This window comes from Sphingomonas sp. GC_Shp_3, assembly GCF_026540945.1.
GTDB lineage: Bacteria > Pseudomonadota > Alphaproteobacteria > Sphingomonadales > Sphingomonadaceae > Sphingomonas.
This window is the reverse complement of the sequence record NZ_JALNUT010000002.1, coordinates 553,877-577,320: the sequence shown is the minus strand read 5'-3', so window position 1 is coordinate 577,320 and position 23,444 is coordinate 553,877. Positions and strand designations below refer to the sequence as shown.

Sequence of the window (23,444 nt, the reverse complement as noted above, 5' to 3'; positions counted from 1 at the left end):
ATATCGTGAACGTCGGTTTCGACGGATGAAATGTTCGATACGGGGCAGGCCATCATCCCGCCGCTCCTGCACGCACGAAGGCGATCAGTTGCCCATCGACGCAGTTTGCAAGCGCTTCGCCAGCGCGCTGGCCGCTAGCCATGCAATCGCGCGTGCTGACGCACGCCTGCCGGTCGATCGCCGCGTCGCCGCCGGAGATCGTCACCTCGCAAGCGCGCAACCGGCCGTTGCGCGCGACTGCGGCGTGGACGCGCAACCGGCGCAACCGCTCGCCCGTCACCACCACATCGGCGGGTACGTCGGCAGCCTGCGCGGTAAGGAGCGCCACGGCGAGCATCATCACCCGACCGAGCCTTCGAGGCTGATGCCGAGCAGCTTCTGCGCCTCGACCGCGAATTCCATCGGCAGTTGCTGCAGCACTTCCTTGGCGAAGCCGTTGACGATCAGCGCCACCGCCGCCTCCTGATCCAGCCCGCGCTGCATCGTGTAGAACAGCTGGTCGTCGCTGATCTTGGAGGTGGTCGCCTCATGCTCGATCTGCGCGCTAGGGTTGCGCACCTCGATATACGGCACGGTATGCGCACCGCACTGATCGCCGAGCAGCAGCGAATCGCACTGGGTGAAGTTGCGCACACCTTCCGCGCCGGCGGCGACGCGCACCAGCCCGCGATAGGTGTTGTCCGACCGCCCCGCCGAGATGCCTTTCGACACGATCGTCGAGCGCGAACCCTTGCCGTTGTGGATCATCTTGGTGCCGGTATCGGCCTGCTGGCGGTTGTTGGTGACCGCCACCGAGTAGAATTCGCCGACCGAATTCTCGCCGTTGAGCACGCACGACGGGTATTTCCACGTCACCGCGCTGCCGGTCTCGACCTGCGTCCACGACACCTTGCTGCGCGCGCCCTGACACAGTGCGCGCTTGGTGACGAAATTGTAGATGCCGCCCTTGCCGTTCTCGTCACCGGGGTACCAGTTCTGCACGGTCGAATATTTGATCTCGGCATCGTCCAATGCGACGAGTTCGACCACAGCGGCGTGAAGCTGGTTCTCGTCGCGCATCGGCGCGGTGCAGCCTTCGAGATACGACACATACGCACCCTTGTCGGCGACGATCAGCGTGCGTTCGAACTGGCCGGTATTCTCGGCGTTGATGCGGAAATAGGTGCTCAATTCCATCGGGCAGCGCACGCCTTCGGGAATGTAGACGAACGTCCCGTCCGAGAAGACCGCGCAATTCAGCGCCGCGAAGTAATTGTCATGCATCGGCACGACCCGGCCGAGCCACTTCTTCACCAGCTCCGGATATTCGCGGATCGCCTCGCTGATCGAGCGGAAGATCACGCCCGCCGCCTCAAGCTCCTTGCGGAAGGTGGTGGCTACCGAAACCGAATCGAACACCGCATCCACTGCGACCCGGCGCGGCGGCGTGCCGCCCTCGACGCCCGCCAGCAGCTTCTGCTCCTCGATCGGGATACCGAGCTTCTCGTAGACCCGCAGGATCTCGGGATCGACCTCGTCGAGCGAGCCGAGCTTGGGCTTGGCCTTCGGCTCGGCGTAATAATAGGCGTCCTGATAATCGATCGGGGCGATGTCGAGCTTGGCCCAATCGGGCGACGGCATGGTCAGCCAATGGCGATAGGCCTTCAGCCGCCAGTCGAGCATCCACGCGGGCTCGTTCTTCTTGGCCGAGATGAAGCGCACGGTTGCCTCACTCAGCCCCTTGGGGGCGAATTCCTGCTCGATGTCCGAGCTGAAACCCCATTCGTAGGTCTTGTTTGCAGCGGCGAAGGCGTCTGCGTTGCGGGTGGCCATTATGCTTCGATCCTCAGGTCATTCGCGTCGGACGCTTCGGCAGCGGCCGTGCCTTGCGGCGGGTGTGTCAGGCTGGCGAGGCTGATGTTCGCCAGAGCGCCACGCACCGCGCCGTTCACGGCGTTCCAGTGCGGCTTCATCTTGCAACTGTCGTCGATCTGGCAGTCATGCGATCGCGATTCGACACAGGCGGTCATCGCGATCGGCCCTTCGATCGCCTCGACGACCTCGGCAAGCGTGATCGCAGATGGCGGGCGCGACAGGCGAAAGCCGCCACCGGTGCCGCGCGTGCTCTCGATCAGGCCGCCGGCGGAGAGCTTACTGACCAGCTTCTGCACGGTCGGCAGCGGCAGACCGGTCTCCTCGGCCAGTACGGTCGCGTTGAGACGACCCGCACCGCCACACCGACGCGCGGCGGCCGTCATCATCACGACGGCATAATCGGCAAGGCTGGAAAGGCGCATTTGCGAGCGGTTCTCAAATCGGAGCGGTTCGTTCCGATTGAGCATGTGGTCGCGAAGCGCCCTCACGTCAACCACCCGAAGAGAGTTCTTGGTTGGCTGATAGCCTGCGCGCGCGGACAACAAACGTCGCAGCGAAAAAGCTTGTCAGAAGTTGCGGGCATGGGTCAGGCGCGCGGGTTCGACCATGAACGCAGCGGCGGTGTGACACGACCTATAAAGAAAGTGGCCCGGACGGGGTCCGTCCAGGCCATGAAGGTGCGGAACCCTGGTCAGAGGGCCCCTTGGGTCGCGCTTTTCATTGAGCAGAACCGCGCGGCTGTGTCGCGGACGAAAGCGACGGTTTTGGTGACACCCGTCGTTCCGCAACAGCCCACCGCCGATAAAACCTCCATTTTGGTGAGATCTTCCGGCTTTGACGGTCGGTGCCGGCAGTGCCATCAGGCATTATGATCTTTTCCGCCACACGGCCCGTCCTGTTCGCGCTCGACGGCGAACGCGCGCATAATCTGACGATCGACGCCCTTGCCGCATGGGGTATGCTCGGTACTCCGTTCGGTGGCGCGCGCCGCGATCCACGCCTTGCCACGCGCATTGCCGGGCTCGATTTCGCCAACCCGCTCGGTCTCGCGGCGGGTGTCGACAAGAACGGGCGGGCGATCAACGGGTTCTTCGGGCTGGGCTTCGGCAGCGTCGAAATCGGTACGCTGACGCCGCTGCCGCAGGACGGCAACCCCAAGCCCCGCCTGTTCCGGCTGGTCGAGGACAAGGCGGTGGTCAACCGCATGGGCTTCAACAACGGCGGCATTGACGCGGCGCTGCCGCGTGCAGCCAAGGCGAAGCGGCGCGGCGTGCTCGGCATCAACGTCGGCGCCAACAAGGACGCGAGCGACCGCATCGCCGATTACGTCCTAGGCGTCGGCAAGTCGGCGGCGGTGGCGGACTACGTCACCATCAACATCAGCTCGCCCAACACGCCCGGCCTGCGCGATCTGCAACATGGGGCCGCGCTCGCCGAACTGCTCGCCGCCGCCGATGCGGCACGACGCTTGCCGGGACGACAGCCGCCATTGTTCCTGAAGGTCGCGCCCGATCTCGACCGGGCGGCGATCGACGCAATCGCGCGCGCCGCGATCGAGCACCGTATTGATGCGCTGATCGTCAGCAACACGACGATCGAGCGGCCTTTCGGGCTGACCTCATCCAATCGGGACGAGACCGGCGGGCTGTCGGGCGCGCCGCTCGCGCCGCTCGCGCGCACCCGGCTGGCGGATTTCCGCGCGGCGACCGGCGGGGCGCTGCCGCTGATCTCGGCAGGTGGTATCGCGACCGGGGCGGAGGCGTATCGCCGCATCCTGGCGGGTGCGAGCCTAGTGCAGCTCTATTCCGCGCTGGTGTACGAAGGACCGGGACTCGCACGCCGGCTGTGCCGCGAACTTTCGGCGATCCTCGCGCGCGACGGCTTCGCAAATGTCGCGGACGCGGTCGGCAAGGGCTGAAACCGGGTTGTGCGTACGCCCGAGTACGTTACGTTTCGTACCCGATGAAGAAAACACTGGTCGCGCTCGCCCTGCTCCTGCCTACGCCTTTGCTCGCGAAAGGCCCGGTTGCGCCGTCGCCCGCGCAGAAGCAGGGCATCGTCTCCGCCGCCGATCCGCGCGCTGCGCAGGCCGGGGCGGACATCCTCAAGCAAGGCGGCACCGCCACCGACGCGGCGATCGCGACGATGCTGGTGTTGAACGTGGTCGAGCCGCAGAACTCCGGCATCGCCGGTGGCAGCTTCATGGTCTATCACGATGCCAAAACCGGCAAGACCATCACGCTGGACGGGCGTGAGGCGGCGCCACACGCCGCCGATGCCAAATGGTTCTACGGCGACGACGGCAAACCGCTCAGCTTCAAGGATGCCTATCCGGGCGGGCGCAGTGTCGGCGTACCCGGCAACCTGCGCATGATGGCGGTCGCGCACCAACGCTACGGCAAGTTGCCGTGGGCGACGCTGTTCGCGCCAGCGATCAAATACGCGCGCGACGGCTTCATCGTGTCGGCGCGGATGCACAACGGCCTCGAACTCTACGGCCGCCATGTCGAGGCATGGGGCCGCGCGCACATGTTCGCCCCCGATGGTCATGCTGTGATGACCGGCTCGACGTTCAAGAACCCCGAGCAGGCGGCGTTGTTCGACACCATCGCGCGGCGCGGGGTGGAGAGTTTCTATACCGGCCCGGAGGCGCAGAAGATCGTCACCGCCGTCAACACCGCCGAGCGCAACCGCTCGAAGATGACGCTCGGCGATATGTCGACCTATCAGGTCAAGGATCGCGCGTCGGTGTGCGGCACCTATCGCGGCTACAAGATCTGCGGCATGGGGCCGCCCTCGTCGGGCGCGATCTCGGTGCTGATGATCCTGAAGCAGCTCGAACGCTTCGACCTTGCCCAACTCGGCCGGGCGTCGCCGGCGGCATGGCATCTCTTCGCCGAGTCCTCACGGCTCGCCTATGCCGACCGCGACATGTACGTTGCCGATCCCGATTATGTGCAGGTGCCGATCGCCGGGCTGCTCGCCGCGAAGTACATCGCACAGCGGTCCGCGCTGATCTCGCCCGATCACAGCCTCGCCACGATCGCGCCCGGCCTGCCCGCCGGCGCGCCAAAGCGTATCCGCGCGCCGTTGAGCGAAGTACCCGGCACCAGCGATCTCGCCACCGCCGACGCCGCCGGCAACGTCGTGGAGGTCACCACCACGATCGACGGCTATTTCGGATCAGGCATTTCGGTCGACGGTGTTTGGCTCAACAACGAACTGACCGACTTCGACATCGTGCCGGAGAAGGACGGCTATCTCGTCGCCAACCGGGTCGAGGGGGGTAAGCGGCCGCGCAGTTCGATGTCGCCGACCATCGTCTATGGTCCGGACGGCAAGGTCCGCCTCGCGATCGGCGCGGCCGGCGGTTCGACGATCATCGCGCAGGTGGCGAAGGCGATCATCGGCGTCATCGACTGGAAGATGTCCGCGCAGGAGGCGATCGCAACCGGACTGCTTTACGCGCCGGGCAAGAGCGCGGTCGCGGAAGCCGGCACCGAGCTAGAGGCGATGGTGCCCGCACTCCAGGCGCTCGGCGAGGATGTGAAGGTCGGGCCGCTCGGATTGAAGGCCAATGCGATCGAGCGGGTCGGTGGTGCCTGGGTGGGCGCGGCCGATCCGCGTAGCGAAGGCGTCGCGGTCACGACCGACGGCACCGTCACGCAGATCGCGCGGCGCAGCAACGAGCTGAACGGCGCGCACGAATAATGACGCCGGGGACGGAACGTCCCGGCGCGACAGGGGTAGGTATAAAAGCGGCCCGATCAAGCGGTCGCGGGGGAGCAGGGATGCGCAAGCTCGAACATTTTCCGAATGTCGTGGCGATGTTCCTCGCGCGGGTGTCGGAAAAGTCGGACGCGCCGTTTTTGTGGTACAAGCGCGATGGCGGCTGGATAGCGATCTCCTGGCGTGAGACGGCGGAGCAGGTCGCCAGCCTTGCCGCCGCGCTTAAAGGGATCGGGCTGAAGCCGGGTGACCGCGTGATGCTGGTCGCGGAAAACCGCCCCGAATGGTGCATCAGCGATCTCGCCATCATGGCGGCCGGCTGCATCACCGTGCCGACCTACACCACCAATACCGAACGCGATCACGCGCACATCATCGAAAACTCGGGTGCGAGCGCGGTGATCGTGTCGGGCGCCAAGCTCGCCAAGGCGCTGCTGCCGGCGGTGATCCGATCCAGCACGATGCGCACGGTAATCTCCATGGAGGAGGTGCGCCCCGGCCAAACCGGGACGCTCGCCTTCCACCGCTGGGGCGAGCTGATCCGCGATCATGCCAGCGCGCCCGAAACGATCGTGGCGAGCGCGACCCGCGCCGACACCGCGTGCATCATCTACACCAGCGGAACCGGCGGCGCGCCGCGCGGGGTGATGCAGCACCACGGCGCGATCCTGCACAACGTCGCGGGCACCTCCGCTATCATCGCCGAGGATTTCAGCTGGGGCGACGAGGTGTTCCTGTCGTTCCTGCCGCTCAGCCATGCCTATGAACATACCGCCGGCCAGCATCTCCCGATCGGTCTCGGCGGGCAGATCTATTATGCGGAGGGCATCGAAAAGCTCGCCGCGAACATCGCCGAGGTGCGCCCGACCATCATGGTGGTGGTGCCGCGCCTGTTCGAGGTGCTGCGCGCGCGCATCACCAAGGATGTCGAGAAGAAGGGCGGCATCGCACCGTGGCTGCTCGACCGGGCACAGGCGATCGGCACCAAACGGTATCAAGGTACATCGACAGTGCTCGACAAGCCGATGGACCTGCTGCTCAACGCCACGCTCCGGCCCAAAGTCGCGCAGCGTTTCGGTGGGCGGATCAAGGCGATGGTATCGGGCGGCGCGCCGCTCACGCCCGAAGTCGGCGTGTTCTTCCAGTCGCTCGGCATCGCCTTCCTGCAAGGCTATGGGCAGACCGAATCCGGGCCGGTGGTGTCGTGCAACCGCCCGGCGGCGGGGCTCAAGATGGACACGGTCGGTCCGCCGCTCGACGCGACCGAGGTGCGGATCGCGGAGGACGGCGAAATCCTGGTGCGCGGCGAACTCGTCATGCACGGTTACTGGCGCAATCCGGAGGAAAGCGCGCGCGTGTTGCAGGACGGCTGGCTGCATACCGGCGACATCGGCCTGATCGACGAACGCGGGCGCATCAAGATCACCGATCGCAAGAAGGACATTATCGTCAACGACAAAGGCGAGAACGTCGCCCCGCAAAAGGTCGAGGGGATGCTGACGCTCCAGCCCGAAATCGCGCAGGCGATGATCTACGGTGATCGCAAACCCTATATGGTCGCGCTGCTGGTGCCGGACCCCGAGTGGACGCAGCAATGGTGCGCGATGAACGGCGACCCGTGCAATTTTACCCGGCTGGCCGAGAACAGCGAATATCGCACGATCATCGGCCAGGCGGTGGAGCGGGTGAACCGCGACCTGTCAGTGACCGAGCGAATTCGCCGCTACGTACTGGCCGAGGCGCCGTTCAGCATCGAGAACGAGCAGCTAACCCCCTCGCTCAAGATCCGCCGGCACGTCCTGCGCGACGTCTACGGCGAGCGGCTCGACGGGCTGTATCGCGGCTGAACCGGACATTTCACGATCCGCCACACACGAGTGGTATCGTCGCGACTCGGCCAAAAAGGGGCGAGGTCCGGAAGATTTGCGACGAAATGTGGGCGGATCGCTTCGACACTGCCGTACACAGGTTGCGATTTCCCCTACCAATCGTGTTTCCTTGGCCGCATAAGACCCTCGGACATTCAGGGCCGGGGGGTAGCAATACAGTTGCCCAGGCAAAGGCCTGCCAACGATGGGAGAAACGTCCATGAAGAAGTTCGTCACGATGTCGCTGATCGCCGTCGCTGTTCTGGGCGCAGCTGCTTGCTCGCCGAAGGCCGACACCACCAACGACACCATGGTCACCAACGACACCGTCGTTGAAGATTCGAACATGACCACTGTCGACGATTCGAACATGATGGATTCGAACATGATGGGCTCCAACGCGATGGATTCCAACGCGACGATGTCGAACGCGATGTAATCGTTTGTGGCCGGCGCGGCCTTTCGCCGCACCGGCCACGACGCTATATTGACGTATGCCCGTTGCGACGGGATGAGTCGTTCCGGGTGCTCCCTGGACAGAACCTCAGGGTCCGGCGTGTTGCCGGGCCCTTTTTTATGCGCGTTCGACTCCGGCCACCATCCTCACGGCAGCAGCACGGTCGATCCCTGCGTCTTGCCGGCCTCCAGCGCACGGTGCGCGTCGGCGACGTCCTCCAGCGCGAAGGTCTGGCCGATGTTGGCGGCGATCGCGCCTTGCGACAGCATCTCGAACACGCGCGCGATGCCGGCGCGGCGCTCCTCGGGCGTGACGTAATAGTCGAACAGGGTCGGGCGCGTGATGAACAGCGAACCGCTGCGCGCGAGCAGGCCGAGGTTGACCCCGTCCACCGCGCCGCTCGCGTTGCCGTAGCTGACCACCAGCCCGCGCCGCGTCGTTGCCGCCAAAGATGCTGACCACGTCGCCTTGCCGACGCCATCGAACGTCACCGCCACCCCGTCCGGCACGATCACGCGCACCGCCTCGGCGGTATCGACCTCGCGGTAGAGGATGACGTGGTCGGCGCCGGCGGCCTTGGCAGTGGCGACTTTCTCCTGCGTGCCGACGGTGGCGATCACGGTCGCGCCGATCGCCTTGAGCCAACCGCATAGTAGTTGCCCGACCCCGCCGGCGCCGGCATGGACCAACACCGTCTGGCCGGCCTCAACCCGTGCGCAGCGTTCGACGAGGAACTCGGTGGTGGCACCTTTCAGCATCAGCGCGGCAGCGGTGCGATCGTCGATGTGCGTCGGCAGCTTGAACAGATCGCGCGCCGGCAGGTTGCGGGCGGTGGCATAGGCGCCGCGCGTCGGGCCGAAGGTGGCGACACGGTCGCCGGGTGCGAAATCCGTCACGTCCGCACCGACTGCCTCGATGACGCCCGCCGCCTCTGTGCCAAGGCCGCTCGGCATGTCGATCGGGTACAGCCCGCCGCGATGATAGGTGTCGATGAAGTTCAGCCCGACCGCGGTGTTGCGCATCCGCACCTCGCCGGCAGCGGGTTCGGCCAGCGTGACGTCGTGCCATTGGATCACCTCGGGGCCGCCGGTGCGCTCGATATATGCGGTACGGGCCATGGTTCGTCCTCCTAGCGGGTTATGTGATGCAGGGCGGCAAGGTCCGCCTCGGTATCGATATCGATGAGCTCGTCGGCACGCGTCACGATGTGCCGACCGGAGCGGATCAGGTCGCGCGCGCCCTGATCGCCGCTCAGGCTCGCAAGCGTGTCGAAATGGGCTGCGCTGAACAGCGCGGGCGGGGACAGTCGCACGCCATCACTCGACGCGACGACCGTGTTCGCGTTATCGCTCGCATCGAACAACCGTTGAATATGCGCGGTCGTCACGCACGGCATGTCGGCGAGTGCGATCAGCACCGCATCGCAACCGTGCGTCCGTGCCGCCGCGACGCCGAGCGCGACCGAGGTGGAGGCGCCCTCAGCCGCGCGTGGGTTGAACAGCATTTCGAAGCCGTGCGCCGCATAGTCCGGTGCGGTACCGCCGCACACGGCTATGCGTGCGGCAAAGGGCAGGGGCGCCAGCGTGGCGGCGACGTGTAGCCCGAGCGGCCGACCGAACAGGTCGGCGGCAAGCTTGTCGGCCGCGCCGAACCGCGACGAGCGGCCGGCGGCGAGCAGCACCAGCGCGGTGCGCTCGGGCGTCAGCCGGTCACCGTCTGTCATTGAAGGCGGCAACCATCGCGGCGGCGATCGACAGCGCGATCTCGGCCGGGCCGATCGCGCCGATGTCGAGCCCGACGGGGCCTTCGATCCGGTCGAGGTCTGCCGCCGCGACGCCCGCCGCCGCCAGCCGTTCGCGCCGGGCGGCGTGGCTGCGCCGCGAGCCGAGCGCGCCGACATAGCAGGTCGGCCGGGCGAGCGCGGCGATCAGCGCGGGGTCGTCGATCTTGGTGTCGTGGCTGAGCGTCACCACTGCGGTCGACGGGCCGGGGCCGAGTGCCTCGATCGCCTCGTCCGGCCAGCGGTCGTCCAGCGTCACACCGGGAAAGCGTTCGGCGGTGAGGAAGCGCGCACGCGGGTCGATCACGGTGGCGGCAATGCCGAGTTCGCGCGCGAGCCCGGCAAGCGCCTGCGCGATCTGCACCGCGCCGACGATTAGCAGCCGGCGCGGCGGATCGTAGCGGTTGACGAAGGCCGCGCCCTCCAGCGTGCGCAGGCTCGACTGGCCGGTGTCGAGATCGGTCGAGACGGCGAGCGCATCGCCGGCATCGCGCGCCTCGGCGATGCGGTCGAACAGTTCGGGATCGAACCCCTCGGCGCCGACCGGTTGCACCATCACCGCGATCTGCCCGCCGCACGGCAAGCCGACTTCCCACGCGGCATCGTCCGCCACGCCATATTCCTTCAGCGCGAACGGTGCGCCGGCGATCACCTCGGCGGCGGTGGCGAGGATGTCGCTTTCCACGCAACCGCCCGACACCGATCCCTCGAACCGGCCGTCGGCGTGGACCAGCATGTGGCTGCCGCGCGGGCGCGGTGCCGAGCCCCAGGTCGAGACCACGGTTGCGAGCGCCATCGGCGCACCTTTCCACTGCGTGGCGGCGGCGAGGACGGAGTCGTTATCGGCCATGCGCATGTCTCCGGCGGCTGGCGGTCGCGTTGATCTTCAAGCTGTCATGATCCTGTTGCATGGCGCGGATGCGCATGGAACGCGCCGCCTTGATGGGGACAACGCCTGTGATGATGATGGTTTCCGGCCTCGCGCCGCGCAAGACACGCTTTTCGTGGCGGATGGTCGCGACCGCGGCCGCGTTGCTGCTCGCGCCGGTCACGGCGCGCGCGCAGACCGCGACGGTGCCGCGCCTCGATCCCAAGGCCCCGCTGATCCTGATCGGCCACCGTGGTGCGAGCGGATACCGTCCCGAACACACACTCGCCTCCTACCAACTGGCGATCGAACAGGGCGCCGATTTCATCGAACCCGATCTGGTGCTGACCAAGGATGACGTGTTCGTCGCGCGGCATGAGAACGACATCACCGGCACGACCGACGTCGCCATGCACCCGGAGTTCGCCGCCCGCAAAACCACCAAGACCATCGACGGCGAAAGCCACACCGGCTGGTTTACCGAGGATTTCACGCTGGCCGAGCTGAAGACGCTCCGCGCCAGGGAACGCCTGCCGCAGCTTCGACCCGGCAATGCCGAATATGACGGCCAGTTCCAGGTGCCGACGCTCGACGAGATCATCGCGCTCGCCAAGCGGCGGACGAAGGAATTGCACCGCAGGATCGGCATCTATCCCGAAACCAAGCATCCGAGCTATTTCGCCTCGATCGGGCTGCCGATGGACGACAAGCTGGTCGCACAGTTGAAGAAGGCGGGATGGAGCAAGCCGACCGACCCGGTGTTCATCCAGTCGTTCGAAGTGAACAACCTCAAGCACATCCACACGCTCACCGGCATCCGCCTGATCCAGCTGATGGATGCGCGCGGCGGTCCCGCTGACAAGGCGGCGCCCTCCTATGCGGCGATGGCCACACCTGACGGGCTGAAGCAGATCGCAACCTACGCCTATGGCGTCGGCCCTGGCCTCGACATGATCCAGCACGGTGACGATACGCCTTCCACGCTGGTGGCGGACGCACACGCGGCAGGCTTGCGGCTGCACCCCTGGACGTTCCGCGCGGAGAATTATTTCCTGATCCCCAGCTTCCGCACTGGCACCACGCCAGCCACGCATGGCCGTCTTTCCGACGAAATTCAGCACTATATCAATCTGGGTATCGACGGCTTCTTCACCGACTTCCCCGATATCGGGGCATCGGCGCGACGAGCCGCCGCCGGGGAGTAGGTTTGGTCATGCGTAAGCTGTTGGTGTGTGTGTCTCTGGTTCCCCTCCTGGCGGGCGGCTGTGTCAGCACGGTCGCGCATATCGTGACCGCGCCGGTGCGGATCACGTCCAAAGCAGTCGACTGGACCACCACCAGCCAATCGGAAGCAGATCGCAACTACGGTCGCAAGATGCGCAAGCAGGAAGCGAAGGAGGGCCGCGAACGCCGCCGCGAAGCCAACGAATGTCGCCGCCAACACGGGCAGAATTGCTGATCGGCTGTCAGGCTGCGGGCGCAGCGCTTCTCACGCATATCGGTGTCGGCGCGCGTCATCTCGCAGGCGAGCGGCGGCTACTTCCCGGCGAGGATGCCAGCCACCGCCAGCATTACTTCGGCGCGCCATTGCACGCCGATATGGCTACTGCGCACCTCAATCGAGCGTGAGCCCGGCGCGTGGCAGATCTCGCCCGCGACCAGCCCGTCGCTGCGGCTCCAGATCGCGGTTTCCGGTACCGGCAGCGGGGTGGCGGCAAGTGCCGCCTGCGCGACGACATGTTCGTCGTCGAGCCGGTCGCCGGTGAAAAACTCGAACTGCCGCCACACGTTGGTCGCCCGCGCGGAACCGGCGTAAGGCGAACTGATCGTGACGACCTCGCGCACCAGATCGGGGGCGCGGTGGGCGGCGATCCGCGCCATGATACCCCCCAGGCTAACCCCGATCAGCGTCACCGGCGCGCCCGTCTCGGTGTGAAGCGCGGCGATCCGCTCCATCAGCACCTCGCCCTCGCGCCCGATCGCCTTCGTGCCGAGGTTGCGGCCCAGCCCCCAGCCGTCGACGCGGTAACCGAGCGTGCGCAGAAATCGTTGCAGCAGCGCATTGGAACGATCGGTGTTGACGAGGCCAGGCAGGATCATCACCGGCCGCCCGTCACCGCGCGGTGCCGTCTTCAGCCGGGTGCGCGCGGCGAGCAGTTCGGCCAGCCCGAACAGACCGCGCGGCACTTCTGCGGCGTACAGAAACCGGGAGGGGGGCGGGAGCGCCGCTAGATCTTGAACCGCTAAATCTTGAACCATTGCATGACCGATGCCGCAAACGGCGTCCATGCACCAACGCGGACACCCGCATATCTTAACGCATCGCCGGTCCATGTGTTGCAGGTGCGGATCGCACTGTAGTGGCCGCGCCCGTCGTAGAAGGCGTCGGCGGTGAAGTAGCCGGGGCGATGCCAGCCGCTCTGGCCGAAGCTCGCGCGGATGAAGGTGGCGAGGCGGCGGTACTCCTCGGGCCGCAACGTGACGACCCGGTTGTTCGCATCCGGCGCCGGAAAGGGCAGGTGGTCGACATGCATCACCGTCCGGTCGCTGCCGATCGCGGCGGCGACCACCGTGCCCGGCCGCACGTCCGCCCAGGTCGGCGTTTCGAGGTAAAAGCCGCGCTCGCCCCAGCCGATCTCCACCGCCGGATAGCCGGCGTAGCGCGGATCGCGCAGGTGTTCGGGTCGCAACAGGCCGCGCCAGTCCACCCCGGCGGCGACTACCGGCACGATCAGCCCGGTGTGCACGCCGTTGCTCGACACCGCGATGCGGATGCCGTCTGCCGGCGCGCGCCAGCCGGCGTTGCTGGGGATCGCACCGCCGATCAGCCCGGCGACGACATATCCGGCGAACACCGCCACGACGCCGATCGCCACATTTCGTATCCAACGCCACCGATTCCGCGTCACGCTGCTTTCCCCTCCGCCGTCCCGCGTGTTACGATCTTTTCATGACCACCGATACGCTCCCCACGCATCCGCCCGCAGGTGCCGCCGCCGACTGGACCGTGCCGCAGAATTGGGATCGTTATACGCCGGAGGAACATGGCGTATGGGACACGCTGTTCGCCCGGCAGGCGGCGCTGCTGCCCGGCCGCGCGTCGGATGCGTACCTGCGCGGGCTGGATGTGCTGAAACTGTCCAAACCCGGCATTCCCGACTTCGCGGAGCTGTCGGACCGGCTGATGGGGCTGACCGGCTGGCAGGTCGTCGCGGTGCCGGGACTGGTGCCGGACGACGTGTTCTTTGATCACATGGCGAACCGCCGCTTCGTCGCGGGCAGCTTCATCCGCCGCGCCGACCAGCTCGATTATCTGCAGGAACCGGACGTGTTTCACGACGTATTCGGTCACGTGCCGATGCTCGCCGATCCCGTGTTTGCGGATTACCTCGAGGCGTATGGCAAGGGCGGGCAGCGCGCGGTCGGGCTGGACGCGCTCAAATACCTCGCGAGGCTCTACTGGTACACGGTCGAGTTCGGGCTGGTGGCGGAGCCGGAGGGATTGCGGATCTATGGCGCGGGGATCGTGTCGAGCTTCTCGGAAAGCCGGTTCGCGCTGGAGGATGCCAGCCCCAACCGCATTGCCTTCGATCTCGAACGCGTGATGCGGACCGAATACCGGATCGACGATTTCCAGCAGAATTACTTCGTCATCCCCAGTTTCGAGGAACTGCTGAGCGCGACCACGCAGATCGACTTCGCGCCGCTGTATCGAACGGTGCGGCGCCAGAGTGACCTCGCGCCCGGCGAGGTGCTGCCCGACGACGTCGTGGTGACGCGTGGTACGCAGGATTATGCGCGGGGCAAGGCGCTGGCCTGAGCCGCGCCAGGGTCGCCTGACCGGCGAAGCGCTGCGTCACAGCGACCTTGCAACGGGACCCCGGCCTGCGGCGGGGAAGCGGGAGCGAGTTAAAGCCTCACCAACTCCCGAACCCCGGTGCATCGTTGGCGCCGCCCGGCCCGAGCCGCGTCACCCGCGCCGCGCCGTAGCGCGCGCGTTTGCGCAAGACCAGCGTCGGCCAGTCGCCAATCGCGTTGGCGGAGACCGGCATCAGCCCCTGCCGGCGGTAAGCGGCGGTGACGGGCGCGGCCTGCCAGTCGAGCAGCCCGGCCACGACCAGTGTGCCGCCCTCGACCAGCGCCATCGCGATCGTCGGGGCCAGCCCGATCAACGGCCCGGCAAGGATGTTGGCGACGATCAGGTCGTATGGCGCGCGGCTGATCAGCAGCGGATGCTCCAGCCCCGGCGCGGTGGCGAGCGCGAGCGCCCCAGGCCCGCTGCCGAGCGCCACGCCGTTGACGTGCGCATTCTCCGCGCTGATCGCCACCGCCGCCGCATCGATATCCGAGGCGGTGGCGTAGGCACGCGGCCATAGATGCAGTGCCGCAAAGGCGAGCAGTCCGGTGCCGGTGCCGATATCGAGCACGTTGCGAAAGCGTTTGCCTGCAACCTTCATCGCATCGAGCGCGAGCAGGCAGCCGGTGGTGGTCTGATGGTGACCGGTGCCGAACGCGCGGCTCGCCTCGATCTGGAAAGCGCGCGCGCCGTCGGGCACCGCGCCCTTGTTCGCGCTGGTGTGGACATAGAAACGCGCGGCCTGCACCGGCTCGATCCCGGCCTGGCTGAGCGTGATCCAGTCCTCGTCGGGCACGCGCTCCGCCTTGGCCTTCACGCCTTGCGAACTCGGCGCGAGCGCGCGCACCGCGGTGATCACCGCGCGGCCGGGCTTGCCGCTGAAGAACGCATCCAGTCGCCAGCTCGTCGGATCGTCCTCGACCTCCTCGCTGGTGAGGATCACGGGCGAGGGATCGAACCCCGCCAGCCCTTCTCCCATATCGATCGCCTCCGCCTCGTCGCGGGTGCACGGGATCGACAGCTTCCAGCTTTCGGTCGGGTCAACGGACATAGCTTGCCCCGTTCACGTCGACCACCGCGCCGGTCATCGACGGCGGTGCTTCCAGCGCGAGGAACTTCACCGTCGTCGCCACCTCTTCTGGTGCGGCAACGCGGCCGAGCGGAATGTCGGCGAGCAGCTTGTCGCCGCCGCGACTCGCCAGATAGTCCTCCGCCATGCCGGTCATGGTGAAGCCGGGGCACACCGCAAAGGCGAGGATACCCTCGCGCGCGTACCCTCGCGCAATCGTCTTGGTCATCGCCACCATGCCTGCCTTGGACGCGGCATAATGCCAGTGCGCCGGGCTGTCGCCGCGATAGGCGGCGCGGCTGGCGACGTTGACGATGCGGCCCGGACGCCCGCGCGCCTGCCAGTGCAGTACCGCCAGCCGGCACAGTTCGGCCGAGGCGGTAAGGTTGACGCGCATCGTGCGCTCCCACTGCGCCACCCATTCGTCACCGTCGAGCGGACTGGCCTCGAACACGCCGGCGTTGTTGACCAGCACATCGATCGTGCCGAGCTGCGCCACCGCCGCATCCCATAGCGCCTGCGGGGCGGCGGGGTCGGCGAAATCCGCAGCAATGGTGCCATCGCCGCCGCGCGTCGCCTGCTTGGCGAGGGCAACGTCGGGCAGGTCGAGCGCGGTGACGATCGCCGCGCCGATGCCGCGCGACGATCCGGTCAGGAGGATGTTGGTCATGCGGCTTTTTAGAGCCGAATTGCGCCGAGTCGAGAGTGCGCACCGCCCGTTCGGTCGCGGGCGGGGTTCGAACCCAGCCAGTGGAGGTCGGTAACCGCCCACCCCGGCTTCGCGCCGGGACGGGCTGCAATCGTCAGGCGGCGACGCGCGCCACGAAATCGGCGGCGCTGCTCTTGAGCGTGCCGAGCTTGCCCTCCAGCGTATCGAAACCGCGCCCGACCTGGTCGATGTCGGACGCGACGTTCTCGGTATCCTCGCGGATGGTCGCGATGGTGTGCGACATCGAATCGGCGGCGAGCGCGGTTTCGTCGACGGCGGCGGTGATCGCGGTGACGGTCTGCGCCTGTGCCTCCATCGCGTAGCGGATGCGGTTGGCGCTTTCCTGCACTTCCGCCACGGTCGCCTTGATGCCGGCGTTGGTGTCGACGGTCGAGCGAGTCGCAGACTGGATCGCGGCGATCTTGGCGGCGATGTCGTCGGTCGCGCGCGCGGTCTGGCTGGCGAGCGATTTCACCTCCTGCGCCACCACCGCGAAGCCACGTCCGGCGTCGCCCGCGCGCGCCGCCTCGATCGTGGCGTTGAGCGCGAGCAGGTTGGTCTGCCCGGCGATGTCGCGGATCAGCCCGAGTATCGACTCGATCGACTTGGCATGATCCGACAGCGTTTCCGACATTCCGACCGCCTGGCTGGCCTGGCCGGACGCGCGCGTTGCAATTTCGGCGGCGGCTTCCACTTCGGTGCGGGCATCCTCGATCGCGCGGATCAGTCCGGCGGCGGTCTGCGCCGCCTCGCGCATCGCCATCGCCGATTGTTCGGCGGCAGCGGCGACTTCGGAGGTCTTGCCGAGCATCCCGCGCGTCGAGGCGGAGGTCCGCACCGAATGCGCGCGCAGCGTCACGCTGTCCTCGGTCGCACCCTCCACGGCGCGGGCAATGCCTTCGCGGAACTGCGTCGCGAGTCGTTCGCGGGCATTCAGCAAGGCGTGTTCCTCATAGCTGCGGTACAGCGACGCGGTAACGTCGCATTCCAGCGCGGAGAGCCGCAACAGCGCATCGACCATCGCCGGCAGTCGGGCGTCGCCGGGTTCCAGCCGCTTCAGCAGCACCGACATCGCCACCCGATCGCTCGCGCAGATCATCGCGCGCAATTCCATCGGCGCGACGTCGCCCTTCGCCGCGGTAGCGACCGAGCGTTCGATCGACTCGATCCACGCCCGGCCCACGGGATCGCAGAACCGGTTGCGCAGGAAGGTGCAGCCGATATCGATCATCTTCTCGGTTTCGCTACGGTCCCAGGCGCGGCTGTCGGGGAAGCAGCGCAGCCATTGTGCCCAATACGCCTCGGAGATCACCCGCACGTCGGGCTCCAGGACGTCCCATACCGCGCGGCAAGTCGCCAGCATCGTCGCGTCCATGTCAAACGCGCGCAGCCGTGCGCCGATATCGAACCCTGCTGCGAGGGTGCCGGGGGCGGGCAGGTCTTCAAGGTTCAAGCGGAGGACTCCGGTTGGTGCAACGGCTGCCCGTCGAGCGACGGGTGCTGCTGCCGGTCCTAAGCGGCGCTGGTTAAGAGCGGGTTAGGGCGCCGCGCCAACCGGCGATTTCCTGGCGGCGGACGCCGGGCGCAACTTCATATTGCGTCGCAGCGCTTGCATCGTGCCCCATGGGGACTAATACGACGCCGATAGCCCGCAAGAGGATTTCCGTCTTGGCCAGCCAACGACCCGCCGCACGTCCGTTAAGTCCGCATCTCAGCATCTGGAAATGGGGGCCGCATATGACGGTCTCGATCCTCCATCGCGTGACCGGCAGCGGCATGGCGACGGTCGGCTCGGTGCTGCTGGTCTGGTGGCTCGCTGCCATCGCAGGGGGTGCGAAGAGCTATGCGCTGTTCCACTTCGTGTTCGGCGAAGCGCTGGGCGGCGCGCTCGGCTACATCTTCGGTGTCGGCCTGACGCTGTCGTTCTTCCAGCATCTGGCAAGCGGCGTGCGCCACTTCATCCTCGATACGGGTGCGGGGTACGAGTTGAAGGGCAACAAGCGCGGCGCGCTGGCTACGTTCGTCTTCTCGATCCTCGCCACGATCATCTTCTGGGCATTCATGTTGGGGGGCAAATAATGGGTCGCGGGACTGAACTCGGTCGCGTTCGCGGCCTCGGCAGCGCCAAGCACGGCGCGCACCATTGGTGGAATCAGCGCCTGACGGCGGCGTCCAACCTGTTTCTGATGATCTGGTTCGTCATCGCGATCGCGCGACTGCCGGGCTACGACTACGCAACGGTTCGGCCTTGGCTGTCTTCGGCATGGGTTGCCGTGCCGATGGTCCTGCTTGTCATATCGGTGTTCTGGCACTTCCGGCTGGGACTTCAGGTCGTGATCGAGGATTACGGCCATGCCGAGACGCGCGTCGCGCTGATGTTCGCGCTCAACTTCTTCGTGGTCGTGACTGCTGCGATCGCAATCTTCTCGATCCTCAAGATCGCCTTTACCGCCGGGATGCCGCTCTGATGGCCGAAGCCTACAAGATCATCGATCACACCTATGACGCAATCGTCGTCGGCGCGGGTGGCTCCGGCCTGCGTGCCACGATGGGCATCGCCGAGACCGGTCTGAAGACCGCGTGCATCACCAAGGTGTTCCCCACGCGCAGCCACACCGTCGCCGCGCAGGGCGGCATCGCCGCATCCTTGGGCAACAACACGCCCGACCATTGGTCGTGGCACATGTACGATACCGTCAAGGGTTCCGACTGGCTCGGTGACCAGGACGCGATCGAGTACATGGTGCGCGAGGCGCCCGCCGCCGTCTACGAGCTGGAGCACGCCGGCGTGCCGTTCAGCCGCAACGACAACGGCACGATCTACCAGCGCCCGTTCGGCGGTCACATGCAGAACATGGGCGACGGCCCGCCGGTGCAGCGCACCTGCGCCGCCGCCGACCGGACCGGCCACGCCATGCTCCACGCGCTCTACCAGCAGAGCCTGAAGTATGACGCGGACTTCTACATCGAATATTTCGCGCTCGATCTCATCATGGAGAATGGCGCCTGCCGCGGCGTGATCGCTTTGTGCATGGAAACCGGCGCGATCCACCGTTTCCGTGCGCACAGCGTCGTGCTGGCGACCGGCGGCTACGGCCGCACGTATTTCTCCGCGACCTCGGCGCACACCTGCACCGGCGACGGCAACGCGATGGTGCTGCGCGCCGGCCTGCCGCTGCAGGACATGGAGTTCGTCCAGTTCCACCCGACCGGCATCTACGGCGCGGGCGTGCTCATCACTGAGGGCGCGCGCGGCGAGGGTGGTTACCTCACCAATTCCGAGGGCGAGCGCTTCATGGAGCGTTACGCGCCGTCCGCGAAGGATCTCGCCTCGCGCGACGTCGTGTCGCGTTCGATGGCGCTGGAAATGCGCGAAGGGCGCGGTGTCGGCGAGCACAAGGACCACATCTTCCTGCACCTCGATCATATCGACCCCAAGGTGCTGGCCGAGCGTCTCCCCGGCATCACCGAGACCGGCAAGATCTTCGCCAACGTCGATCTCACCCGCCAGCCGCTGCCGGTCACGCCGACCGTGCATTACAACATGGGCGGCATCCCCACGAACTATCACGGCGAAGTCGTCCACTTGCGTGACGGCAACCCGGATGCGGTCGTCCCTGGCCTGTTCGCGGTCGGCGAGGCGGCGTGCGTCTCGGTGCATGGCGCCAACCGCCTGGGTTCGAACTCGCTGATCGATCTGGTGGTGTTCGGCCGCGCCACCGGCCTGCGCCTCAAAGAGACGCTCAAGCCCAACACTGCGCACAACCCGCTGCCCAAGGGTTCCGAGGAGATGGCGCTGACCCGGCTCGATCGGTTCCGCAACGCCAATGGCAACATCCCGACCGCGAAGATCCGTACCGAGATGCAGCGCACCATGCAGAAGCATTGCGCGGTGTTCCGCGACAATGCGCTGCTCGGCGAAGGCCAGCAGAAGATCGCGCAGATCTACGGGCAGATGCAGGACGTCCACGTCACCGATCGCTCGCTGATCTGGAACACCGATCTGGTCGAGACGCTCGAGCTCGACAACCTCGTCGCACAGGCGGTGGTGACGATGGAAAGCGCCGCCAACCGCAAGGAATCGCGCGGCGCGCACGTCAACGAGGATTATCCGGACCGCAACGACGCGGAGTGGATGAAGCACACCACCGCGACGTTCACCGGCTGGGGCGGCACCGGCGGCAAGGTCGAGATCGGCTACCGCCCGGTCCACGACTACACGCTGACCGACGACGCCGAGTATATCAAACCGAAGAAGCGCGTTTACTAAGGCGCGCCGTGCACGCCGGAGCCAAGCTCCGGCGTGCACCGGCGGCGCGCCCGGCTGGCGCGGCTGCAGCGGCGACCGACGGCGTGGGCTTGGCGCGCGCTCCGGCCGCACGCACCCGCATTCCAACCACACGCTGACCGTTCGTTAACCCGCCACCGCTACGCTCCGGCAGGTCAACGGACGGAAGCATGTCATGGCTGGAACCTTCGGCAAGCGCACCACCGCCCTTGCCACGCCGCATCCCGGTACGCACCCGCGAACCGCGATCGCCGGCACGACACCGCTAAGCTTCGAATACCGCCCCAAAGCCGCCAGTGCGCTCCTCGTGACCGCGCTTACCGGCGCGGTTGCGGTATTTACGGTATGGACCGCGCGCGACAATGACCGCGGCCTCATCATTAATCACCTGATCCGGCTCGACCCGTCACAGGCGACGATTTTCTGGTGGGGGATGGCCGTGGTATGCGGCATCGGTTTCCTGTTGGGGCTGTTCCTGCTGGTGCTGGCGGTGAGTCCACCTCGGCTGGTGACGCTCGACGCAACGGGCATCACCGCGCCACGTAATACGTTCACGACCGCAACCGTCACGCTTGCTTATGGTGCTATAACCGACCTGCGCATCGTCACCGTCAAGCGCCATCGTACGCTGACCATCGCCCACCGCGACGGCCGGCTCAGCATCACCGAAACGGTGATGGGCGAGCATTTCGACACGCTGATCGACGCTCTGGCCGAACGCTGCTCCAGGCGCCGCTAGGCACTCGCGCCAAGGCCGCGCCGACGCTACACGAGCGGAATGCGCACCCGGCTCAGCATCTGCCGCCGCAAGGCACGCTACACTTCCGAAGCCGACGCCCGCGCTGCCGCGTCGGCGGCGCCGTTCGTGCTGCTCCCCTATGCCTGCGACCGGTGCGGCCGGTTCCACCTCACCAGCCGCACCAAGGGCAAGCGCACCGCGCCTGCCCCACGCACATAACGGCAGCGTTACCGCGCCATCGCTGCCGATTGATCGACCGGCACCACCGGCAGCAACACCGAGCTCGCACCTGCCGCGCCATGTTCGATCGTCACGGTCGCCGCCTTGTAGTCACCCGGCTTGGCAAGGAAGATGTTGGGCACGAAGGTCTGCGGGTTGCGGTCATACAGCGGGAACAGTGAGGACTGAACCTGCACCATGATCTTATGGCCGGGCAGGAACTCGTGGTTCACCGCGGGCAGGCGGAACTTGTATTCCTGCACCTTGCCCGCCGGAATGGCGGTCGGCTTCGCAAAGCTGTCGCGATAGCGGCCGCGGAAGATGTCGAGGCTGATCGGCAATTCGTAGCCGCCCATCTTCGGGTCGGTGGCGTTCTCCGCCGGGAAAACGTCGATGATCTTCACCACGAAATCGCCATCGCTGCCGGTCGTCTTGGCGAAGATGTCCGCCCACGGCACACCCGATACGCGCACGGTCTGGGTCAGCACCGGCGTCTGGTACACCATCACGTCGGTGCGCCCGTCGACCGAACGCTGGTCGGACACCAGCCAGTCGCCCCAGCGGCCGTCGTTGAAGTTCACCGGGCGCGGCAGGTGGGGAACCGGGTTGGCGGGATCGGACAGGTAGCTGTCACCCCCGCTCGCCGCCTTCTGGAACGAAAGGCCCTTGTCGGCCTGCAGATACATCGGCGTCAGTGGCGTCGCGCAATCCTTGTCGCAGGACAGCGGCCATTTGCTGAACCGGTCCCAATGGTTCTCGCCCGTATTGTAGATCGCCGCCGCCGGCAGCGTCACCGCCGGGCCGTCCTTCAGATACTGGTTGAAGAACGGCAGCACCATGTCCTCGCGGTATTGCTGTGCGGTGTCGCCGTTCCAGTCGAACGCACCGAGGCTGCGGCCGCTGCGGTTGACCTGGCTGTGCCGCCACGGCCCCATCACGATGAAGTTGTTGGCGCTCTTGCCCGCCTTGACCAGCGATTCGTAGCTGTGGATCGCACCCCACATATCCTCCTGGTCCCACAGCCCCTGTTCCCACAAGGTCGGGACGTCGGACGGGCTTTGCGCCAGCAGCTTGTCGAGCGCCTGCCCCTGCCAGAAAGCATCATAGGCGGGGTGCGACACCATCCGCTGCCACGCCGGCAACTGGTCGTAGCCGGACTGCTTCGCCCAGTCGCCCGCCGAGACGTTGCGGAAGTTCTCGTAATCGTCGTACCCGCCCGAACGCGGCGCCTTGCCCTCGCCCTTGTAGCCGGTCTGCGAGCCGATCCAGCCGATGTTGGCGAGCCGGAACGCGCCGTAGTGGAACCAGTCGTCGCCCATCCAGCCATCGATCATCGGGCTCTGCGGTGCCGCGACCTTCAGCGCGGGGTGCGGGTGGAGCAGCGCCATCACCACGGTAAAGCCTTCGTAGGACGAGCCGATCATGCCGACCTTGCCGTTCGACTGCGGCAGGTTCGCCTTGTTCACCAGCCAGTCGATCGTGTCGTAGGCGTCCGTCGTGTGATCGACCTTGGTCGGGTTGAGCGGGCCGATCGGCGGGCGCGTGACGATGTAATCGCCTTCCGAGCCGTATTTGCCGCGAATGTCCTGATACACGCGGATATAGCCCGCCTTGACGAACATCTCGTCGGCGAGCGGCAGCGTGGAGAGTTCGTTCGGGCTGTCCATGCGGTTGGCACGGCCCTTGGCGTTATACGGCGTGCGCGTCAGCACGATCGGCGCGTTGGTCAGCCCCTTGGCATAGACGATCACGGTGTAGAGCTTGGTGCCGTCGCGCATCGGGATCATCACCTCGCGCTTGACGTAATCGCGCGCCGCCTCGGGCTGGGTGAACTTGGCCGGAATGTCGCCGCCGGCGGCGGGCTGCGGCGGCGAGACCGGCGGGTTCTGCGGCGCGGTCGCCTTGTCCATCTGCGCGGCGGCGGGGGTGACCGCGCCCGACAGGGCGGCGGCGGTGGCGAGCAGCAGGAGCGATTTGGCGCGCATCGGCAGGGAATGACCTTTCATGA

24 protein-coding genes are annotated in these 23,444 nt (G+C 66.6%); 12 read left to right on the top strand and 12 right to left on the bottom strand.

The window, feature by feature from the left end:
• Positions 1-52 precede the first annotated feature (52 nt).
• The 3 genes from OXR00_RS08420 to OXR00_RS08410 are packed head-to-tail and all read right to left on the bottom strand — an operon-like array spanning position 53 to position 2,276.
• On the bottom strand, positions 53-343 hold the full coding sequence (locus OXR00_RS08420) for a hypothetical protein (RefSeq protein ID WP_267387785.1): 291 nt from the start codon (positions 341-343) through the stop codon (positions 53-55).
• The gene (gene sufB / locus OXR00_RS08415) at positions 340-1,812 is read right to left on the bottom strand and encodes a Fe-S cluster assembly protein SufB (protein ID WP_267387783.1); all 1,473 of its coding nucleotides are present in this window, start codon (positions 1,810-1,812) and stop codon (positions 340-342) included. Before sufB ends, OXR00_RS08420 begins: the two co-directional genes overlap by 4 nt.
• Entirely contained in the window at positions 1,812-2,276 is a 465-nt protein-coding gene (locus tag OXR00_RS08410) for an SUF system Fe-S cluster assembly regulator (RefSeq protein WP_242148276.1), read from the bottom strand. Before OXR00_RS08410 ends, sufB begins: the two co-directional genes overlap by 1 nt.
• Positions 2,277-2,722: 446 nt before the next feature.
• On the opposite strand from OXR00_RS08410, the gene OXR00_RS08405 reads away from it, so the two are divergent.
• The 4 genes from OXR00_RS08405 to OXR00_RS08390 all read left to right on the top strand — a co-directional run bounded on the left by OXR00_RS08405 (position 2,723) and on the right by OXR00_RS08390 (position 7,890).
• The gene (locus tag OXR00_RS08405) at positions 2,723-3,772 is read left to right on the top strand and encodes a quinone-dependent dihydroorotate dehydrogenase (protein WP_267387781.1); all 1,050 of its coding nucleotides are present in this window, start codon (positions 2,723-2,725) and stop codon (positions 3,770-3,772) included.
• A 44-nt stretch (positions 3,773-3,816) separates the two neighbouring features.
• Entirely contained in the window at positions 3,817-5,565 is a 1,749-nt protein-coding gene (gene ggt, locus OXR00_RS08400; protein WP_267387780.1) for a gamma-glutamyltransferase, read from the top strand.
• 80 nt (positions 5,566-5,645) lie between these two features.
• Positions 5,646-7,430, top strand: coding sequence for an AMP-dependent synthetase/ligase (locus OXR00_RS08395; RefSeq protein ID WP_267387779.1), 1,785 nt, complete (start codon positions 5,646-5,648; stop codon positions 7,428-7,430).
• Positions 7,431-7,671: 241 nt separating this feature from the next.
• Positions 7,672-7,890: a hypothetical protein gene (locus tag OXR00_RS08390; RefSeq protein WP_242147743.1), complete on the top strand. Its 219-nt coding sequence runs from the start codon at positions 7,672-7,674 to the stop codon at positions 7,888-7,890.
• A gap of 164 nt (positions 7,891-8,054) precedes the next feature.
• Here the strand turns inward: OXR00_RS08390 and OXR00_RS08385 are convergent, their stop codons facing one another.
• The 3 genes from OXR00_RS08385 to OXR00_RS08375 are packed head-to-tail and all read right to left on the bottom strand — an operon-like array spanning position 8,055 to position 10,538.
• Entirely contained in the window at positions 8,055-9,026 is a 972-nt protein-coding gene (locus tag OXR00_RS08385) for a quinone oxidoreductase (RefSeq protein ID WP_267387778.1), read from the bottom strand.
• A gap of 11 nt (positions 9,027-9,037) precedes the next feature.
• Positions 9,038-9,631 carry a nucleotidyltransferase family protein gene (locus tag OXR00_RS08380; protein ID WP_267387777.1) on the bottom strand — a complete coding sequence of 198 codons (594 nt, stop codon included), beginning with the start codon at positions 9,629-9,631 and terminating at the stop codon, positions 9,038-9,040.
• Positions 9,618-10,538, bottom strand: coding sequence for an XdhC family protein (locus OXR00_RS08375; RefSeq protein ID WP_267387776.1), 921 nt, complete (start codon positions 10,536-10,538; stop codon positions 9,618-9,620). Before OXR00_RS08375 ends, OXR00_RS08380 begins: the two co-directional genes overlap by 14 nt.
• A 74-nt stretch (positions 10,539-10,612) precedes the next feature.
• Here OXR00_RS08375 and OXR00_RS08370 point away from each other — a divergent pair, with 74 nt between their 5' ends.
• Together OXR00_RS08370 and OXR00_RS08365 are read left to right on the top strand one after the other, a co-directional pair.
• Positions 10,613-11,761, top strand: coding sequence for a glycerophosphodiester phosphodiesterase (locus OXR00_RS08370; RefSeq protein WP_267387775.1), 1,149 nt, complete (start codon positions 10,613-10,615; stop codon positions 11,759-11,761).
• A gap of 8 nt (positions 11,762-11,769) precedes the next feature.
• Positions 11,770-12,015 carry a hypothetical protein gene (locus tag OXR00_RS08365; RefSeq protein WP_267387774.1) on the top strand — a complete coding sequence of 82 codons (246 nt, stop codon included), beginning with the start codon at positions 11,770-11,772 and terminating at the stop codon, positions 12,013-12,015.
• A gap of 77 nt (positions 12,016-12,092) precedes the next feature.
• On the opposite strand, the gene OXR00_RS08360 is transcribed toward OXR00_RS08365, so the two are convergent.
• Entirely contained in the window at positions 12,093-12,743 is a 651-nt protein-coding gene (locus OXR00_RS08360) for an alpha/beta fold hydrolase (RefSeq protein ID WP_267387773.1), read from the bottom strand.
• A gap of 56 nt (positions 12,744-12,799) precedes the next feature.
• On the bottom strand, positions 12,800-13,432 hold the full coding sequence (locus OXR00_RS08355) for a TIGR02117 family protein (protein ID WP_267387772.1): 633 nt from the start codon (positions 13,430-13,432) through the stop codon (positions 12,800-12,802).
• Between the two features lie 74 nt (positions 13,433-13,506).
• Here OXR00_RS08355 and phhA point away from each other — a divergent pair, with 74 nt between their 5' ends.
• Positions 13,507-14,376, top strand: coding sequence for a phenylalanine 4-monooxygenase (gene phhA / locus OXR00_RS08350; RefSeq protein WP_267387771.1), 870 nt, complete (start codon positions 13,507-13,509; stop codon positions 14,374-14,376).
• Positions 14,377-14,473: 97 nt separating this feature from the next.
• Here phhA and OXR00_RS08345 read toward each other — a convergent pair whose 3' ends face one another.
• From OXR00_RS08345 to OXR00_RS08335, 3 genes are all read right to left on the bottom strand, one after another.
• Positions 14,474-15,463 carry a 50S ribosomal protein L11 methyltransferase gene (locus OXR00_RS08345; RefSeq protein ID WP_267387770.1) on the bottom strand — a complete coding sequence of 330 codons (990 nt, stop codon included), beginning with the start codon at positions 15,461-15,463 and terminating at the stop codon, positions 14,474-14,476.
• Positions 15,453-16,151, bottom strand: a complete 699-nt coding sequence (locus OXR00_RS08340) for an SDR family oxidoreductase (RefSeq protein ID WP_267387769.1) — start codon at positions 16,149-16,151, stop codon at positions 15,453-15,455. Before OXR00_RS08340 ends, OXR00_RS08345 begins: the two co-directional genes overlap by 11 nt.
• 133 nt (positions 16,152-16,284) lie before the next feature.
• Positions 16,285-17,628 (bottom strand): methyl-accepting chemotaxis protein, encoded by a 1,344-nt coding sequence (locus OXR00_RS08335; protein WP_267387921.1) that lies wholly within the window; start codon positions 17,626-17,628, stop codon positions 16,285-16,287.
• Between the two features lie 230 nt (positions 17,629-17,858).
• On the opposite strand from OXR00_RS08335, the gene sdhC reads away from it, so the two are divergent.
• From sdhC to OXR00_RS08310, 5 genes are all read left to right on the top strand, one after another.
• Positions 17,859-18,269 carry a succinate dehydrogenase, cytochrome b556 subunit gene (gene sdhC, locus OXR00_RS08330; RefSeq protein ID WP_267387768.1) on the top strand — a complete coding sequence of 137 codons (411 nt, stop codon included), beginning with the start codon at positions 17,859-17,861 and terminating at the stop codon, positions 18,267-18,269.
• Positions 18,269-18,658 carry a succinate dehydrogenase, hydrophobic membrane anchor protein gene (sdhD, locus tag OXR00_RS08325; protein ID WP_267387767.1) on the top strand — a complete coding sequence of 130 codons (390 nt, stop codon included), beginning with the start codon at positions 18,269-18,271 and terminating at the stop codon, positions 18,656-18,658. The genes sdhC and sdhD overlap by 1 nt, the downstream gene beginning before the upstream one ends.
• Positions 18,658-20,460 carry a succinate dehydrogenase flavoprotein subunit gene (sdhA, locus tag OXR00_RS08320; protein ID WP_267387766.1) on the top strand — a complete coding sequence of 601 codons (1,803 nt, stop codon included), beginning with the start codon at positions 18,658-18,660 and terminating at the stop codon, positions 20,458-20,460. The genes sdhD and sdhA overlap by 1 nt, the downstream gene beginning before the upstream one ends.
• A 193-nt stretch (positions 20,461-20,653) precedes the next feature.
• Positions 20,654-21,217 carry a hypothetical protein gene (locus OXR00_RS08315; RefSeq protein ID WP_267387765.1) on the top strand — a complete coding sequence of 188 codons (564 nt, stop codon included), beginning with the start codon at positions 20,654-20,656 and terminating at the stop codon, positions 21,215-21,217.
• Positions 21,218-21,256: 39 nt separating this feature from the next.
• A complete protein-coding gene (locus tag OXR00_RS08310; RefSeq protein ID WP_267387764.1) occupies positions 21,257-21,436 on the top strand; it encodes a hypothetical protein in 180 nt (59 codons plus the stop codon).
• 8 nt (positions 21,437-21,444) lie between these two features.
• Here the strand turns inward: OXR00_RS08310 and OXR00_RS08305 are convergent, their stop codons facing one another.
• Positions 21,445-23,421, bottom strand: coding sequence for a CocE/NonD family hydrolase (locus tag OXR00_RS08305; protein ID WP_267387920.1), 1,977 nt, complete (start codon positions 23,419-23,421; stop codon positions 21,445-21,447).
• Positions 23,422-23,444: the final 23 nt, after the last annotated feature.